Annotated in this window: 15 protein-coding genes; 8 read left to right on the top strand and 7 right to left on the bottom strand. The window is 68.8% G+C overall.

The features are described 5' to 3' along the window. The first annotated feature begins 19 nt into the window (after positions 1–19). The 3 genes from GV790_RS08860 to GV790_RS08850 all read left to right on the top strand — a co-directional run bounded on the left by GV790_RS08860 (position 20) and on the right by GV790_RS08850 (position 2,491). Positions 20–640, top strand: a complete 621-nt coding sequence (locus tag GV790_RS08860; RefSeq protein WP_163812416.1) for a TetR/AcrR family transcriptional regulator — start codon at positions 20–22, stop codon at positions 638–640. Beyond that, the gene (locus GV790_RS08855; RefSeq protein WP_175585832.1) at positions 627–1,391 is read left to right on the top strand and encodes a glucose 1-dehydrogenase; all 765 of its coding nucleotides are present in this window, start codon (positions 627–629) and stop codon (positions 1,389–1,391) included. The genes GV790_RS08860 and GV790_RS08855 overlap by 14 nt, the downstream gene beginning before the upstream one ends. A gap of 185 nt (positions 1,392–1,576) precedes the next feature. Continuing rightward, positions 1,577–2,491 carry an alpha/beta hydrolase gene (locus tag GV790_RS08850; protein ID WP_163812414.1) on the top strand — a complete coding sequence of 305 codons (915 nt, stop codon included), beginning with the start codon at positions 1,577–1,579 and terminating at the stop codon, positions 2,489–2,491. Here the strand turns inward: GV790_RS08850 and GV790_RS08845 are convergent. From GV790_RS08845 to GV790_RS08825, 5 genes are all read right to left on the bottom strand, one after another. Beyond that, complete coding sequence (locus GV790_RS08845; protein ID WP_163812412.1) at positions 2,483–3,088, bottom strand: TetR/AcrR family transcriptional regulator; 606 nt, start codon at positions 3,086–3,088, stop codon at positions 2,483–2,485. The two genes, GV790_RS08850 and GV790_RS08845, sit on opposite strands and share 9 nt — an antisense overlap. 53 nt (positions 3,089–3,141) lie before the next feature. Then, positions 3,142–4,008, bottom strand: a complete 867-nt coding sequence (locus tag GV790_RS08840) for a short-chain dehydrogenase/reductase (RefSeq protein ID WP_175585837.1) — start codon at positions 4,006–4,008, stop codon at positions 3,142–3,144. Continuing rightward, a complete protein-coding gene (locus tag GV790_RS08835; protein WP_163812408.1) occupies positions 4,008–5,468 on the bottom strand; it encodes a flavin-containing monooxygenase in 1,461 nt (486 codons plus the stop codon). The genes GV790_RS08840 and GV790_RS08835 overlap by 1 nt, the downstream gene beginning before the upstream one ends. Positions 5,469–5,533: 65 nt before the next feature. Beyond that, positions 5,534–6,577 (bottom strand): PDR/VanB family oxidoreductase, encoded by a 1,044-nt coding sequence (locus tag GV790_RS08830; protein ID WP_163812406.1) that lies wholly within the window; start codon positions 6,575–6,577, stop codon positions 5,534–5,536. Then, entirely contained in the window at positions 6,577–7,497 is a 921-nt protein-coding gene (locus GV790_RS08825) for a metal-dependent hydrolase (RefSeq protein WP_163812404.1), read from the bottom strand. Before GV790_RS08825 ends, GV790_RS08830 begins: the two co-directional genes overlap by 1 nt. A gap of 98 nt (positions 7,498–7,595) precedes the next feature. Here GV790_RS08825 and GV790_RS08820 point away from each other — a divergent pair, with 98 nt between their 5' ends. After that, positions 7,596–8,198: a TetR/AcrR family transcriptional regulator gene (locus tag GV790_RS08820; protein ID WP_163812400.1), complete on the top strand. Its 603-nt coding sequence runs from the start codon at positions 7,596–7,598 to the stop codon at positions 8,196–8,198. Positions 8,199–8,230: 32 nt separating this feature from the next. Here GV790_RS08820 and GV790_RS08815 read toward each other — a convergent pair whose 3' ends face one another. After that, entirely contained in the window at positions 8,231–8,377 is a 147-nt protein-coding gene (locus GV790_RS08815; protein ID WP_163812398.1) for a hypothetical protein, read from the bottom strand. A gap of 350 nt (positions 8,378–8,727) precedes the next feature. On the opposite strand from GV790_RS08815, the gene GV790_RS08810 reads away from it, so the two are divergent. Genes GV790_RS08810 through GV790_RS08795 form a run of 4 tightly spaced genes read left to right on the top strand, consistent with a single transcriptional unit; the run spans position 8,728 to position 12,507 of the window. After that, a complete protein-coding gene (locus tag GV790_RS08810; protein WP_163812508.1) occupies positions 8,728–10,572 on the top strand; it encodes a hypothetical protein in 1,845 nt (614 codons plus the stop codon). Continuing rightward, complete coding sequence (locus GV790_RS08805) at positions 10,569–10,769, top strand: hypothetical protein (RefSeq protein WP_163812395.1); 201 nt, start codon at positions 10,569–10,571, stop codon at positions 10,767–10,769. Before GV790_RS08810 ends, GV790_RS08805 begins: the two co-directional genes overlap by 4 nt. Then, positions 10,766–11,173, top strand: coding sequence for a hypothetical protein (locus GV790_RS08800; RefSeq protein WP_163812393.1), 408 nt, complete (start codon positions 10,766–10,768; stop codon positions 11,171–11,173). The genes GV790_RS08805 and GV790_RS08800 overlap by 4 nt, the downstream gene beginning before the upstream one ends. Next, positions 11,170–12,507, top strand: coding sequence for a hypothetical protein (locus tag GV790_RS08795; RefSeq protein WP_163812391.1), 1,338 nt, complete (start codon positions 11,170–11,172; stop codon positions 12,505–12,507). The genes GV790_RS08800 and GV790_RS08795 overlap by 4 nt, the downstream gene beginning before the upstream one ends. Positions 12,508–12,514: 7 nt before the next feature. Here GV790_RS08795 and GV790_RS08790 read toward each other — a convergent pair whose 3' ends face one another. Beyond that, positions 12,515–15,475, bottom strand: a complete 2,961-nt coding sequence (locus GV790_RS08790; protein WP_163812389.1) for a crotonase/enoyl-CoA hydratase family protein — start codon at positions 15,473–15,475, stop codon at positions 12,515–12,517. Positions 15,476–15,539 lie beyond the last annotated feature (64 nt).

Genomic DNA, 15,539 nt, shown 5'->3' with positions numbered 1-15,539 from the left:
TAAGGCGTAGGCTGGGCTTATGGCACGCAAGCCACTGGAACCAGAAGTCCTGGTGGAAATCTCCCGCACGTGCGCGGACCTGTTCGTCCGCGCGGGTGGGTCGTCGCCGACAGTCGCGGAACTGGCCGCTGCGGCCGGGCTCGCCGAACGCAGCTTCTACCGCTATTTCCCGACCAAAGAAGACAGCCTGCGCCCGATGTTCGACGACGGCAACCACGCCTTCGCCCGCGCCATCGACGCCAGGCCCGAGGCCGACACCTTCGCCGACGTACTCGTGCACGCCTTCGAACGCACCTTCGCCGACACCGGCGACGAGCGATCGCGCGCGATCATGGCGACCGTCTTCGCCGACCCGGCCCTGCGGCGGGTGTGGCTCGAGGCCAGCTACGAGACCGCCGCGGTCATCCGGCCCGGCATCGCCCGCCGGATCGGCGCCGACGAAGCCGCCGTCGCCACCACCGTGGCCTGCGGTCAGGCGGTGCTGTTCGTCATCGCGGGCATGACCCACATGGTGCGCGACGGGCTGTCGTCGGCCGCGGCGGCCGCCGCCGTCGCCCGCGCCATGTTCGGGCGCACCGAAACCCCGAGCGGTGCCGGATCCGCACCGCGAAACGAAAGGAATCCCCATGAATCTCGCTGACAAAGTCGTCCTGGTCACCGGTGGCGCGCGTGGGCTCGGTGCAGCATTCGCGCGCGGCGTCGTGGCCGCGGGTGGTCAGGTGATGATCGGCGACCTGCTCGACGAGGAAGGCGCGGCGGTGGCCGCCTCGCTCGGCGACCAGGCCGGCTATGTGCACCTCGATGTGACCGATCCGGCCGACTGGCAGGCCGCCGTGGACGCCACCGTCGCCGCGTTCGGCAAGCTGAACGGACTGGTCAACAATGCAGGCATCTCCGCGTCCGGCCAGACCGTCGCCGACGAGCCGCTCGACACCTTCCAGCGCATCATTCAGATCAACCTGGTGTCGGTGTTCACCGGCATCCACACCGCGGTGCCCGCCATGCGCGCGGCGGGTGGCGGCTCGATCGTCAACATCTCCTCGGCGGCCGGCCTCATCGGTATGGCCTTGACCGGCGGATACGGTGCGGCGAAATGGGGTGTGCGTGGCCTCACCAAGGTGGCGGCGGTGGAGCTGGGGCGGGAGAACATTCGCCTCAACTCCGTCCATCCCGGCATGATCTACACCCCGATGACCGCCCCCACCGGCATCAGCCCCGAACCGGGCGCCTTCCCCAACAACCCTTTCCAGCGGGTGGGCCGGGCCGAGGAACTCGTCGGCGCCGTCACCTATCTGCTCAGCGACGCCGCCTCCTACACCACCGGCGCCGAACTCGCCGTCGACGGCGGATGGACGGCCGGGCCGTCGGTGGAATACATCATGGGGCAGTGAGCGGCTCGGCTCACCAGTCCGACGAGGCGCGCGCTGAAGTTGCGCTCGGCCGCCACGAATGCGAGCAGCTCGCTCGGCATAAGGTGCGCGAAACCATCGTTGCAGTTCAAAGGCTATTTCTGGCAGGCCGTGCCGGGAGTGGAACGCGAGTTGTGGGCCGCTGTCGTGAGCCGCAGGCTTGGTGCATGGACTACCGCAGATACGCCCAGTTCCTTCCCGCCGGTTACCGCGCAGAATCCCTGACCGCCCCGGAATCGACGTGGTGGTCGTGGCGCGGGCATCGGGTGCATGTCGCTCGCGCAAGGGTGCCGGAGGCATCGGTGCGGGTGCTGGCGGTGCACGGAGCCGGCGGGCACGCCGGGCTGGTGTGGCCGATCGCGGCGCTCGCCGCACAGGCCGGGGTCGACACAATGGCGATCGATATGCCCCTCTATGGCGATACCGTGGTGCCCGACCCGCATTCGGTGCGCTACACCGACTGGATCGAGCTGCTGTGCGAGTTCGTTTGCGCGGAAACTGCATCCGATCCGAGGCCGTTGATCGTGTTCGGCGCCAGCATGGGCGGGATGCTCGCCTATGAGGTCGCCGCCCGCACCGGAGCGGTTGCCCATGTGGTGGCGACCTGTCTCCTGGATCCGGCCGATCCGGCCGCGCGGCGGGCGGCGGTGCGTTGGTCGTTCACCGGTGGCGCCGCACCGACGGTGCTGCGGTCGGTGCGGCCGCTGGCGGGCGGGCTCCGGGTGCCGATCAAGTGGCTGGTCGATATGGGCAACATGAGCCTGGATCCCGAGCTGTCGCGGCTGTGCGCTGCGGATCCGAAGGGCGGCGGCGTTCGGGTACCGCTGGGGTTCCTCGCCGATTTCCTCGACTTCACGCACACACCGCCGGATTCGACTACGACGCCGCTCACCCTGGCACATCCTGCGGCCGATCGCTGGACCCCGCCCGAACTGAGCATCCGATTTCTCCACCGGATCGCGGCGCAGACACGACTCGTCCTCCTGGACGGCTGCGGGCATTTTCCGATCGAAGATCCAGGTATCAGGCATCTGCGGGACACGCTCATCGGTGTGCTGGAGGAGGTTTCGCACTCACACTGACGGCTGATCGGCCGGCGCGGCAGCGATCTGCCGCGCCAGCGTCATCAGCGCATCGGTGTCGAGCCGGTGCCGGGTCAGCACGCGGTGCAGGTGTGCGTCGATGGTGTGCACCAGGGTCTGAGCGAGATACCGCGGGTCCGCGCCGCCACGGCCGCACCGTTCGAGATGGAAGGCGACCTCGGCGGCGAGATGATCCTCGAAAGCTTGCAGCGCGGCCGCTTCGCCCGGCATCCGCGGTGCGACCCGGTGCAACAGGGCGTGCAGTGCCGGCCGGTCACGGTGCAGCTCGACCACAGCCTCGAGGATTGACCGCATGGTGTCCTCGAAATCCGGTCGCGTGGTGCGTAGTTCGGTGAACACCGCCTCGAGCCGCTCGGCCGACTCCGCCAGGTGTCGCTCGGCGATCGCCCCTAACAGCGCGTGTTTGTTCGGGAAGTACTGATACAACGTCCCCACCGACAGCCCCGCCCGCTCGGCGATCCGATTGGTCGTCGTCGTCAGCCCCTCCCGGGTGAACATCTGCGCGGCCGCCTCGAGCAGCGTATCCACCGTCTCCCTGGACCGCCGCTGCCGCGGGACCTTGCGCGCCTCGCTCATGGTGGCTCCACTTGTATGCACCTGCGCGAGGCTCGGCTACGCCTCCAGCCGCGCTATCGACGCTGTTCGAGCCGGCGGATCAGCCCGTGCACCTTCGGGTCGGCGGCCAGGCGGCTGTCCAGGACGATGTTCACCGCGCCGCGGAGCAGGGCGTAGGGCTCCCAGCCGGCGGGGGCGATGGTGCGGGCGGCGCGGCGGGAGATGCCGTCGGCGATGGTGCGGGCGGCCTGTTCGGCGGTGATGCGGACGTTGAGGGGCCAGGGGAGCATGGCGTCGAGTTCGATGCCGAGTTCGTCGGCGTCGAGCATGTCGTGGGTCATCGCGGTCTCGACCACCCCGAAGTAGGCGATGCCCGCGCTGGCGCCGACGGCGGCGAGTTCGACGCGCAGTGCGCGGCCGAACTGTTCGACGGCCGCCTTGCTCATCATGTACGGCGATCCGCCCATGCCCGGCGCGAACGCCGCACAGGAGGACACCACGACCACATGGCCTTTCGATGCGATCACCGCATCGAGAGCCGGATGCACGGTATTGAACACCCCGGTCAGGTTGATCCCCATGACGCGATCGAATTCGCGAGGATCCATCGTGCGCACGGTCGCGGGTGCCGGGGTCACTCCGGCGTTGGCGACGACGACGTCGAGTGCCCCGAAATGCCCGATCGCGCGATCCACGACCTCGGCCATCCGGTCCCGGTCCGCGACGTCGGCGCCGAGCGCGAGCGCCCGTGGACCGAGCGCGCGGGCCGCCGCCTGTGCCGCCGCCTCGTCGATATCCACCAGCACCACCGACGCGCCACGGGCGTAGAGAATCTCGGCCAGCTCCAGCCCGATGCCCTGGCCGGCGCCGGTGATGAGCGCGGTCCGGCCGGCGACCCGGTAGCTGTCGCGACCGGTGAAGGGGCTGAGCAGTTGGCTGATCACAGGGTCACCTCATAGGACTGCGCGTCGAATTTGCTGGTGCGGCGCCGGTATTCGAAACTCCAGTTGGGGTAGAGCCCGGCATTGCCGCCGTCGGGGGTGGTGTAGTAGCTGGTGCACCCACCCGTCAGCCACACCGTCGACGCGCTGCGCTCGGCCATCTCGCGAACGAACGCGTCCTGGACGTGTCGGCGCACCTCCACCCGCCGTGCGCCGCTGTCGCGCATCGTGGTCAACGCATCCACGATGTAGGTGATCTGCGATTCGATCATGTAGATCGCGGACTGATTGCCCGCCGCCCCGAACGGTGCGAGGGTCGCGAAGAAGTTCGGGAATTCGGCGAGGGCGGTACCGAGATAGGACTGGGGACGCCGGTGATACAGGTCGGCGATGGATCGGCCCTTGCGCCCGACGAACCGCTCGAAGACGGAGGGAATGGGGTCGAATCCGGTGCCGTAGATGATGGTGTCCACCGGGATCTCCGCACCCGCCCAGGTGACGATGGAACGCGGCCTGACCTCGGCGATCGGATCGGTGACCACATCGACGTTCGGCTGGTCGAGCGCCGGCAGATACGCGTCGGAGAAGATGGCGCGTTTGCAGCCGATCATGTAATCGGGGGTCACCTTCTTGCGCAGTTCCGGGTCCCGGATCTGACGTCGCAACTGCACCCGCCCCAGCAGCTCATAGGGATGACGGAAACGGTTGTCCACGAATCCGACCAAGCCGAAGCCCTCGATCAGGGTGTACCAGGTGCCGCGGATGGCCTTCTGCGCCAGCGGCACCCGGTCCAAGATCATCCGCTCCAGCGCGACGGTGCGCCGGTCCATGCGCGGCACGATCCACGGCGCCGAACGCTGGAAGACGGTCAGCCTGCCGACCTTCGGCTGGATCTCCGGGATGAACTGCACCGCGGACGCGCCGGTGCCGATGACCGCGACCCGCTCACCGGTCAGATCGTGCTCATGGTCCCAATGCAGGGAATGAAAGGCCGTGCCCTCGAACGATTCCAGCCCCGGCAGCGACGGGTACTTCGCCTCGGCGAACACTCCCGCCGCCGAGATCAGGAAGTCCGCGGTGAGCGGGCCGCGCGAGGTATCGATGTGCCACTGCGCACGCTGCTCGTCCCAGCGCGCTCCGGTCAGTTCGGTGTCGAATCGGATATGGCGCACCACATCGTGTTCGGTGGCCACCGAGCGCAGGTACTCGAGGATCTCCCGCTGTTTGCCGTAGGTGCGCGACCAGCGCGGATTCGGTGCGAACGAGTAGCTGTACAGATGCGAGGGGACATCGCAGGCGCAGCCGGGATAGGTGTTGGCCTGCCAGGTGCCGCCGAGATCGCCGGCGCGTTCGAGCACCACCAGATCGTGGAAACCGGCCTCCCGCAGCTTGATGGCGAGCCCGATTCCGCCGAATCCGGCGCCGACGATGGCGATGGGGGTGTGCTCGATGCTGGACATCGCAGGGGACTCCTCGTCGGGGTGGGTCGAGACGCGCGTGCGTCGAGTACTCGGGGCCATGGGCTTCACAGATCGATCACGAGCGAGTGGCCCGCGGCACGGGAGACGCAGGTGAGCATCCGGTCCTCGCGCTCGGTGGCGGTGAGCAGCCGGTCACGGTGATCGACCGCGCCGGACAACACCGACACCTTGCAGGTCCCGCAGAAGCCCTGCCGGCAGGAATAGAGGACATCGGGGACAGCGCGCGCGATGGCGGTGAGCGCGGTTTCCGCCGCGTCGACGCGCACCGTCGTCCCGGTGCGGGCGAGGGTGAGATCGAAGGGCTTACCGTCGCGCACCGGCAGGGCCGAAAAGCGTTCGGTATGCAGCGAACCGGTGGGGTTCAGGTCGAAGAAGGCGCGCTGGGCTTCGGCCAGGACCGGCGGCGGGCCGCAGACGTACACCGCCGCACCCGGTGCGGCGCGGGCGATCAGCTCCGCGATGCGCGGGCTGCCGTATTCGTCGTCGGGCAGGACCTCGGCGGTCGTGGGCAACTCGTCGAGGAAGGGCATCGTCGAGCGCGACCGGCCCAGATAGATGAGCTGTCCGCGCGCTCCCGCCGCCTTCGCCATCGGCAGGATCGGGGTGATGCCGATACCGGCGGCGAGAAACAGATACGAGGGCGCGTCGACGAAGCTGAACGCATTGCGTGGCCCGCGCACCCGGATGGTGTCACCGGCGCGCAGGGTGTCGTGGATTTCGACCGAACCGCCGCCGCCGTCGGGGAGACGGCGCACCGCGATCCGGTAGGAGTACCGGTCGGCGGGATCGCCGCAGAGGGAGTACTGGCGTTGCCTGCCCGACGGCAGGACGAGGTCCAGGTGCGAGCCCGGTGTCCACCTCGGGAGCGGACCACCGCCGGTGGCACGGAGTGTGAGCACGCGCACGTCCTCGGCCGCCGAGGTGCTCGACGCGACGACCATGGCCAGTTCGAAGCCACTGCGCCGCACCGGCTTCGGCCGGGACAGCAGGGGAGCCGCGGGCCCGGCGACGAACAGGTGTTTGTACACGTCGACGGCTGTGGCGAGCACCCGAAGGCTCGCCGGGGGAGCGGGACGATCGATCACCATCACCACGCCACCAGGTGCTCGTCGCCTTCGGGAGCGTGCGCGGTACGGGCGGCCGGCGAATGGGCCAGGTAGCGCAACGCGTTGTCCATCGAGCCCAACTGCGAGGGGTGGAAACTCGGCCGCAGATACCGGGGCATCTCGGTGAAGAACACCGTCCAGCTCGGTATCACGCCACGCGCGGTCGCGCTGACGAATTGCAGCGGCCAGAACCGGCCCTTGTCGGGTGAGGGATCCTTGCGATACAGGTACGCCGTCGACACGATGAACAGCGGCAGCAGGGTCGCGGTGGCCAGCAGCGCGGTGCGCGCCCGCCGGGCATAGCCGCCGTCCAGATGCATGTAGGCGTCGAAGACGACACTGCGATGCTCGACCTCCTCGGCGCCGTGCCAGCGGACCAGGTCGAGCATCGTCGGGTGCATGCCCTTCTGCTCGAGTACCTGCGCTTCGAGCAGCCATTCGCCGATCACCGCGGTGAAGTGCTCCATCCCGGCGAACAATCCGAGCCGTTCGCGCAGCCAGGCACGCTTGGCCCGCCCGGTCAGGCCGTGATCGCCGAGCACCCGATCGACCAGCCAGGACACCGCCTGCACGTAGCCCTCGGCGTCGAGGCCGAGCGATTGCAGATGCTTGCGGGCGCCTTCGTGGCTGCTGGCATGCATCGTCTCCTGGCCGACGAAGCCCTGCACTTCTTCACGTAGCCGAGGGTCGTCGATATGGGGGAGTGCCTCGGCCAAGGCCATCGCCATCGCGCGTTCGCCTTCGGGCAGCACCAGGTGCATCACGTTGACGATGTGGGTGGCCAGTACCTCGTCGGGGATGTAGTGCATGGGCACCGACTCGAAGTCGAAGTGCACGTCGCGGGCGTGGATCGCGTGCGCTTCTTCCTGGTACGGACGCCTCGTTGCGTCGATTTCCGCCATGCGCCGACCGTACAGTGCAACAAATAGCTTTGCAATGTTGCAGCAACAAATCGCCACAGAATGTTGCACTGCCGTGCCGGGTTGCTAGTTTGGGAGCTGTGACCACAGCGGCTGCCAGCAGGGACGACACCGATTCGATCGAATCGCGGATCCTCGACGCCGCCCTGGCGCAATTCGGTGAGCTCGGCATCAAGAAGACGACCATCGAGGACATCGCCCGCAAGGCGGGCGTGGATCGGGTGACCGTCTACCGCCGCATCGGTTCCCGCGACGACGTCGTGCGTGCGGTGGCGCTGCGCGAGGTGAACGCCGTGCTCACCGAACTCGACGACGTCGCCGCGCGTAACGACACGCTGGCCGACCTCGTCGCCGACATCTTCGTCACCGTTGTCACCCGCTGGCGCGCGCATCCGCTGGTGCAGCGGATGCTCACGGTGGAGTCCGATCGGCTGCTGCCGCAACTGACCACCGAAGGCGGCGCGGCGTTCACCGTGTCGACCGCCGCGGGCGTCGCGGCGGTGCGGCAGGCGGTCGAGCGCGGCCTGCTCCCGGATTCACCCGAGCTGAGCACCCGGGTGGAGATCGCCTGCCGGTTCGTGCATTCGCTGATCCTGCAGCCGGTCGGCTCGATTCCGCTCGACACCGACGAGCAGATGCGCGATTTCGCGCGCACGTATCTGGTGCCCATCGTCACCGGCTGACACGAGATCGCCGGGGGCGGGGCCGATCCTGCCTACTGGGTGTCGTCGCCTTCCTCGGCCTCGGCATTGAGCGCCTTCTCCAATTCGACGCGCAGCCGGTTCGCGGTCGAGGTGTCACCCGCGTCCTCGGCGGTGGTGATGTCCTGGCGCAGCTGCGCGATCGTGTCCTGAGAAACCATGAGTCCTCCTTCGGGGTTGCGGTCGTGTCGTCTCTGACGGGTTGTCCGGTTTCGCGGCGGAGAAACCGGCGGGCCGCCCGGTCGGCGGGGTACGGTGCGAATCCAGACGGCCGTAATGAGATGGGCGTCACAGTCAGTGGGTGAACGGTTGTGCTCTGAAATGGTGGGACCACGTTCGCGTCGTGTGTGGCGATGCGATCTGGGTATGGCAGTGGATGTAGTCGAAAACCGTCGGCCAACTGCGCGAGGACGTAGCTGTGCCGACAACGGAAGTTATGTAGTACTGTCCGTAACATTCATTCGAGACGAGTGTTGACTCATTGCAGTGGGAGGTCTTCGTGTCCGGCGCGATGCACGATGTGGCAGGCGGACTGTCCGCACAGGGCGCCGAAGGTGGCGGCGCGGCGCTCGACCAGGTCGCGATCATGACCGGCTCCGCCGGAGTCATCGCCCTGGTGCTGCTGTGGGTGGGATACCTGCATCGCACTCGCCGCATCACCTGGCTCGGCTCACTGGCCGACCGCGTCGGCGCCCTGGTGAACCGGCCCGGCTGGGTGGCCCTGCCGATCGTGATGTTCCTGGCCACCATCCTCACCGCGCTGCTCGGCTTCATCTGGGACGTCAGCCTGCACATCGGCAACGGCCGGGACGAAGGTCCGCTGGCCAACCCCGCGCACTACTTCATCCTCGCGGGGCTGTTCTTCCTGTTCACCGCGGGCATGCTGGCCATCGTGCTGCCGCTGGACGAGAAGCCCGGCGTGGCGTCCGTGCGCATCACCCGCACCTGGTACGCGCCCGTCGGCGGCATCCTCATCGCCGGCGCGGGTCTGTACGCGCTGATCGGGTTCCCGCTCGATGACATCTGGCACCGGCTGTTCGGCCAGGACGTCACGCTGTGGGGCCCGACCCATCTGATGCTGATCGGCGGTGCGGGTCTGTCCCTGGTCGGTGTGCTGCTGCTGGAATTCGAGGGCTCGCGCAACCGGCCCGATCCCGAACGTGCGGACAACCGGGTGAACTGGCTGTTGCGCGCGTTCGCCTTCGGCGGCTTGATCATCGGTTTGTCGGTGTTTCCGGTCGAATACGATTTCGGCGTCGAGCAGTTCCGGCTGGTATTGCAGCCCATGCTCCTCGTCGCCGCGGCCACCATTACCCTCGTCGCGGCCCGCATCACGCTCGGCGCGTTCAGCACGTTCGTCGTGGTCGCCTTCGCCGTGCTGGTGCGCGGGGTGGTCGCCTACCTCGTCGGCGGCCCGATCATCGATGCGCCGCGCAATGTGTTCCCGCTGTATCTCGGCGCCGCGGTCGTGGTGGAGCTGATGGCCTTGCTGCCGTTGCTCAAGCAGCGGGTGTGGTGGGGTGCGCTGACCGGGTTCGCGGTGGCGACCATCGGCATCTGGCTGGAATCGCTGTGGGTGTCGGCGATGTTCGTCGATCCGTGGCCCGCGTCCATGTGGCCGGAGCTGCTCGCGATGGCGGTACCGACGGGCGTGGCCGGCGGTGTGGTCGGTGCGCTGTTGGGCATCGTGCTGCGCGGTGAGGTGCTGCCGCGTCCGCCGGTGCGTCGTGGGTTGATGGTCGCCGCGGTGCTGATCGTCGCCGCCGCCACCGCGAACGGGCTGATCATCGAGGTACCCGAGAACGCGAAGGCCACGGTGACGTTGCGCGAGGCCGAACCGGTCGACGGCGGGCGCATGGTGACCGCCGATATCCGCTTCAGCCCGACCGACCTCGTCGGCGACGATCCCGAATGGGTGCAGATCCTGTCCTGGCAGGGGGGCGTCGGCTCGGATAGTCCGGGCCGTGGCCTCGTTGTCGATCAGTTGCGTCGGGTCGGCGAAGGTCACTACGAATCCACCGAACCCGTTCCGGCGCACGGCACCTGGAAGACGGTGCTGCGGGTGCAGGACGGGCGGATGCAGACCGCGCTGCCGATCTTCATGCCCGAGGACCCGGGTATCGGTGCGGCCGAGGTCGCGGCGCCGCCGGAGTTCACCCGTGACTTCGTCGCCGAGATCACCGTGTTGCAGCGCGAACGTTCCTTCGACCATCCGGCGTGGTTGTTCGGCGCCGCCTCGCTGCTGGTGCTGCTGTGCAGCCTGATCCTGATCGGCTCGCTGTCGTGGGGTGCGGCCCGGATCAACGACCGCTACCTGGCGGCGGCGCCGCAGCCGAGTCCGGTGCGCGGAGGATGATCGCGGCCGTCGACCGGGTGGACGTGCTGGCCGACCATTCGGTGCTGCTCGCCGTCCCGGCCTTCGCCCCCGCGTTCGTGGTGGTCGGCATCATCGTGTTCATCGCGGTGCGCGATCGCCGCGCGGAGAAACGCGAGAACGGGCCGGAAACCACGCCAACGCAACATCATTCGCCTGATGAGGAGGAGCCTCGATGAGCCGCACCCTGCGGTATTGCGCGCTGACGCTGATGGCAGGCGCCACCATGCTGGCCTGTTCGTCCACACCGGAGCAGACCACCTCGGCCCCAGCGCAGCCGACGGCCGCCTCGGCCACCGATTCGGCCGCCGCGGATGCTCTCGTGATCGAGGTGCGCATCGCCGACGGTTCGGTGACGCCCGTGAACGCCCGATTGGATGCCACGGTGGGACGGCCCATCGAAGTGGTCGTCGACAGTGACACCGAGGAAGAGCTGCATGTGCACGCCACTCCGGAGCACACCTTCGCGGTGGTGCCGGGAGCCGGTCAGCGCTTCGCCTTCACCGTCGAGGTGCCCGGCCGGGTCGAGATCGAACTGCACGGATCGCACCGCACGGTGGCGACGGTGGACGTCCGCCCGTGAGCGATGTGCTCGCGCACGGGATCTCCGGCGCGACCGATCTGCCGATCCCGCTGTCGTACGCGCTGATCGGCGCGGCCTGGGCGTTGACGTTCTCGTTCGCGGTGCTGGCCTTCGCATGGCGGGAACCCCGGCTGGACCCGGATTCGCCGGGTATCCGGCTGCCCGGGGCCGCGCGCACTGTGCTCGATTCGACGGTGGCCCGGACGCTGCTGGCCGCGGCCGGATTGATCGGCGCCGCCGGAGTCGTCGCGGCCGGATTCGCCGGCTCGCAGCATCCGGCGGACAATCCGGTGCCCGGCATCGTCTACATCTTCGTCTGGGTGGGTGTGCCGGTGGCCTCGCTGGTGTTCGGGCCGGTGTGGAAGGTGGTGTCGCCGCCGCGGGCCGCGCACCGGCTGCTGTGCCGGTGCACCGGCCGGGCGCCCGGCCAGGGGTTGCTCCGGTATCCGGAGTCCTGGGGGTACCGGCCGGCCGCGGTGCTGCTGTTCAGTTTCGTCTGGCTGGAGCTGGCGTCACCGGAGCCGGGTTCGGTACTCGCGGTGACCATCTGGTTCACCGGCTATCTGGTGCTGAACACAGTGGGGCTGGTGGTCTTCGGCACCGTGTGGGCCGAGCGTGCGGACCCGCTCGAGGTCTACAGCAGTCTGCTCGCCCGCCTGAGCCCGCTGGCGCGGGGTGCGGACGCGGCGCCGGTGTTTCGGTGGCCGCTGAACAATCTGGCGGGGACGCCGGCGCTGCTCGGCTCGGTCGCCGTCGCCGCCACCCTCTTGGGGTCGACGGCGTTCGACAGCTTTTCGATGTTCCCCGGCTGGCGCGATCTGCTCATCGAGGTGGGCGGCGACTCCACCCTGATCACCACGCTGCTACGGACGGCCGGGCTGCTCGGGTTCATCTTGGTGGTCTGGGCGGTCTTCGAGCTCGCGACCCGAGCCACCGGCGGGCTCACCCGCGAGCAGCGCGCGAGGTTGCCGATCCTGCTCGCGCACAGCCTGACCCCGATCGTCGCGGGTTACATCATCGCCCACTACCTGACCTTCCTGGTGGAGAAGGGACAGGCGACGCTGATTCTGTGTGCCGACCCGTTCGGGCGCGGCTGGAACCTCGCCGGCCTGGCCGACCTCGAGGTGCACTACATCCTGTCCAGCCACCCCTCGGTGCTCGCGACCATTAAGGTGCTCGCCGTGCTCACCGGCCATATCCTCGGCGTCGCCGCCGCCCACGACCGCTGCCTGCGGTTGTTGCCGCCACGGCACCGGCTGACCGGACAGCTCGCCCTCATGCTGGTGATGGTCGGTTTCACCTTCACCGGGCTCTACCTGCTGTTCGAGGCCTGAGCGCCGATCAGCGGCCCTTCCAGATCGGATCGCGCTTCTCGGTGAACGCGCGCACGCCCTCGGCCGCGTCCTCGGAGAACAGGGCGGTGGAGGCGATGTCGGATTGCCGGTCGAAGGCCTCGCCGCGGTCCCAGTCGCCGGCCTCCTCGATGATCTGTTTGCTGCCGAGCACGCTCAGCGGAGCGTTGACGGCGATCCGTTCGGCGAGGGCCAGCGCGGCGTCCAAGGCGTCGCCCGGCTCGGTGATCGCGTTGATCAGACCGAATTCGGCCAGTGTGGTGGCAGGCATGGGATCGCCGGTGAGCGCGAGTTCCATGGCGATATTGCGGGGCAACCGCTCCCGCAATCGCAGCACACCGCCCGCCGCGGCGATCAGGCCACGTTTCGGTTCGGGTATGCCGAACTGCGCATCGCGGGCCGCCACGATGAGATCCGCGGCCAGCGCGAGTTCGCAGCCGCCGGCCAGTGCGGGACCCTCGACAGCGGCGATGAGCGGTTTACGCGGCGGCTTCCCGGTCAGCCCGAGGGGTCCGCGGCCTTCGGTCAACGGTGCTTCACCGCCGGCCATGGCTTTGAGGTCCATGCCGGAACTGAAATAGCCGTCGGCCCCGGTGAGTACCGCGACTCGCAGGGCGGGGTCGGCGTCGAACGCGTCGCAGGCGCGTTCCAGCGCGACGGCCATGGCGTGGTTGACCGCATTGCGGACCGCTGGCCGGTTCAGAGTGAGGATCATGATCGGGCCGCGCCGCTCCACCAGCACCGGAGGCGGGGGAGGGGCGGGCAACTCGATGGGGCGGTCGCCGTCGATGGTGATCTGCTCGCCGCGCACGGTGACGGGCAGTCCGAGCGCATCGGTATCGGCGAGCAGATCGAGCAGTCCGGATTCCTTGCGCCGCAGCAGAACTCGAGCACCCTCGGGGGTGAGCAGGCTCAGGATGGCGGCTTCGGGGCGGCCGTCCCGGTCATACGGCAGGGTATAGGCCTCGACGACGGCCTGCCCTTCATAGCCTTGCCGGACCGGGCGCGCCGGTGGATGGTCGACGATCGGCCGTAGATGCGCATACGCCTGCCGCGGCGGCGTCGCCGAGTAGACGCCGATCGCGTGCTTGGTGACATACCAGCCGAGCGAGGTACTCAGCCCGAACGTGTCGGGATGCGCGCGCAGCTGCTCCACCATGGTGGCGACGGCATGGGTTCCGTAGTTGTTGCCGGGTCCGCCGCCGAAGGTCAGCCCGCCGGTCACCGACAGCGGCCGGGCCGGATCGTCGTCCGGCAGGCCGAGTTCGCGGGCCGCGATCTGCACCGCCACCGGGAAACAGGAGTACAGGTCGACCGGTCCGATCTGGTCGATACCGATACCTGCGTGCTCGAGCGCGGCGGCGCCGATGGTACGAATCGCCGGAGAGGCGGCCAGTTCCGCGCGTTCGGAGACGAACCACTCGTCGTGCGCCGATGCCCCCGCATGCAGGAAAATCCACTTGTCCTGCGCGATGCCCGCCGCTTCGGCCGCCGCGACGCTGCACAGCACCAGGCCCGCCGCCATATCCACCTGGAGATTGGCGCACAGCAGTTTGGTGTAGGGCGCCGAGACCATCCGATTGTCGGACGACGGCGTGGTGAGTTCGTCGCCGGTGAATTCCTGCGGCAGCCAGGCATTCGGGTTGCGCGCCCCGATGGCCGACATCCGCGACCACAGCTCGCCGATCGCGCGCAGATGCTGCTTCGGTTCCCGGCCGAGGCGATGCCGGTTGGCAGATTCCATGAGCGCGTACATATAGATCGGCGCGCCCAGCCCGGCAGCGATCTCGGCGGCGTTGTTGGCTTCGCGATCGATGCCCGCCGTGCGGGTCGGCTGCGTCTCCGGACCTTGTTCCGGCCAGTCGATCTCGGCGCCGGAGCGTTGCGCGGCAGCCAGGGTGGCGCCGGCTTCGGCGCCGGTGACCAGCACCATCTCGTAGGTGCCGTCGGAAATGGCTTGGGCCGCTTCATTGATCAGTAGCTGACCGCCATCGCCGCCGTACCTCGACGACTGCACGGTGTCGACCTCGCGGGCGCCGACCGCCGCGGCTACCAGCGCCCCCATGTCGCGGTACTGCCAGGAGGCGCTGGCGACCGAGAACACCGCATCCGCGCGGGTGAGCAGGCTCTCGCCTGCGCTCGCCCCGGTATCGGCCGCGGCGATGCGCAGTGCCTTGGCCGCGAGCGTGGCCGGGTCGGCGGCGGTGTCCGGGGTGTGCGAGACGAACTGGCCGGCGCCAACGAGGACGGGAGTATTCGGTGCCAGTGTCCGGCCGGAAGCCGTGTGCACCACGGGCTTCGCGGTTCGGCGAGTGGCCAGCGGCCCGGCCGCCGCCACCCGGTCCGGCACCCGGTCCAGCGACTCGCGCAAGGCCTCGGACAGGGTGCGCACCAGCGACGCGCCCAGCGGGCCTTCGACGGGCTGCCCGGACAGTCCGGCGTCGAAGCAGGCGAGCGCGCCCGCGCCGTCGGAATGGACCGTCAACCAGAATCCGAGCGTCAGGCCCATCGGACCGCGACCGCGTAAGGCGATGGCGGTGGGCTCGGCGGAGACGACCGTCCAGGCGATATCGGCGGGCAGGCCCATGAACTTCACCTGCTGGCCGAATTCCAGTCCGGCGTACGCACCCGTCGGTGTCTCGCCGCGGAAGGCGGCATGCATGGTGAGCCATTCGGGGAAACGGGCGGGGTCGGTGAGATAGGCCGCGACCGTCTCCGCCGGGGCGTCGAGGTGCGTGGCGGCGTGCGCGCGTTTGTCGAACTCCGCGAGACCGGCGGGAGGAACGTGGTCGACGTCGATCGGCGTGGGCTCCGGTGATCCGGCACGGCCGAGCGCGCCGGCCGCGAGATCGCGCAGGATGCGCGGATTGCCGAGCACGGCGTCGGTGAGCTGCCGCACCGCCCGCGCCTGGTTACGTGCCTGCCGCAGCACGCGGGGAACACGACCCACGTCGGTCACCACCTTGTCTTGACGTTGATGGAACTACTGGGTGCCCAATAGTTCCGTGGGACTA

It is taken from the genome of Nocardia cyriacigeorgica, assembly GCF_010858045.1.
Taxonomy (GTDB): Bacteria; Actinomycetota; Actinomycetes; order Mycobacteriales; family Mycobacteriaceae; genus Nocardia; species Nocardia cyriacigeorgica_E.
Note: the sequence above shows the minus strand (reverse complement) of the source record. Positions and strands in the feature narration are given on the sequence as shown.

Excerpts from the sequence above, each read along its gene's own strand:
- GV790_RS08825 (WP_163812404.1), bottom strand. The coding sequence starts at position 7,497 with ATGGCGGAAATCGACGCAACGAGGCGTCCGTACCAGGAAGAAGCGCAC.
- GV790_RS08845 (WP_163812412.1), bottom strand. The coding sequence starts at position 3,088 with ATGAGCGAGGCGCGCAAGGTCCCGCGGCAGCGGCGGTCCAGGGAGACG.
- GV790_RS08805 (WP_163812395.1), top strand. The coding sequence starts at position 10,569 with ATGATCGCGGCCGTCGACCGGGTGGACGTGCTGGCCGACCATTCGGTG.
- GV790_RS08815 (WP_163812398.1), bottom strand. The coding sequence starts at position 8,377 with ATGGTTTCTCAGGACACGATCGCGCAGCTGCGCCAGGACATCACCACC.
- GV790_RS08810 (WP_163812508.1), top strand. The coding sequence starts at position 8,728 with ATGCACGATGTGGCAGGCGGACTGTCCGCACAGGGCGCCGAAGGTGGC.
- GV790_RS08830 (WP_163812406.1), bottom strand. The coding sequence starts at position 6,577 with ATGGTGATCGATCGTCCCGCTCCCCCGGCGAGCCTTCGGGTGCTCGCC.
- GV790_RS08835 (WP_163812408.1), bottom strand. The coding sequence starts at position 5,468 with ATGTCCAGCATCGAGCACACCCCCATCGCCATCGTCGGCGCCGGATTC.
- GV790_RS08855 (WP_175585832.1), top strand. The coding sequence starts at position 627 with ATGAATCTCGCTGACAAAGTCGTCCTGGTCACCGGTGGCGCGCGTGGG.
- GV790_RS08860 (WP_163812416.1), top strand. The coding sequence starts at position 20 with ATGGCACGCAAGCCACTGGAACCAGAAGTCCTGGTGGAAATCTCCCGC.
- GV790_RS08800 (WP_163812393.1), top strand. The coding sequence starts at position 10,766 with ATGAGCCGCACCCTGCGGTATTGCGCGCTGACGCTGATGGCAGGCGCC.
- GV790_RS08850 (WP_163812414.1), top strand. The coding sequence starts at position 1,577 with ATGGACTACCGCAGATACGCCCAGTTCCTTCCCGCCGGTTACCGCGCA.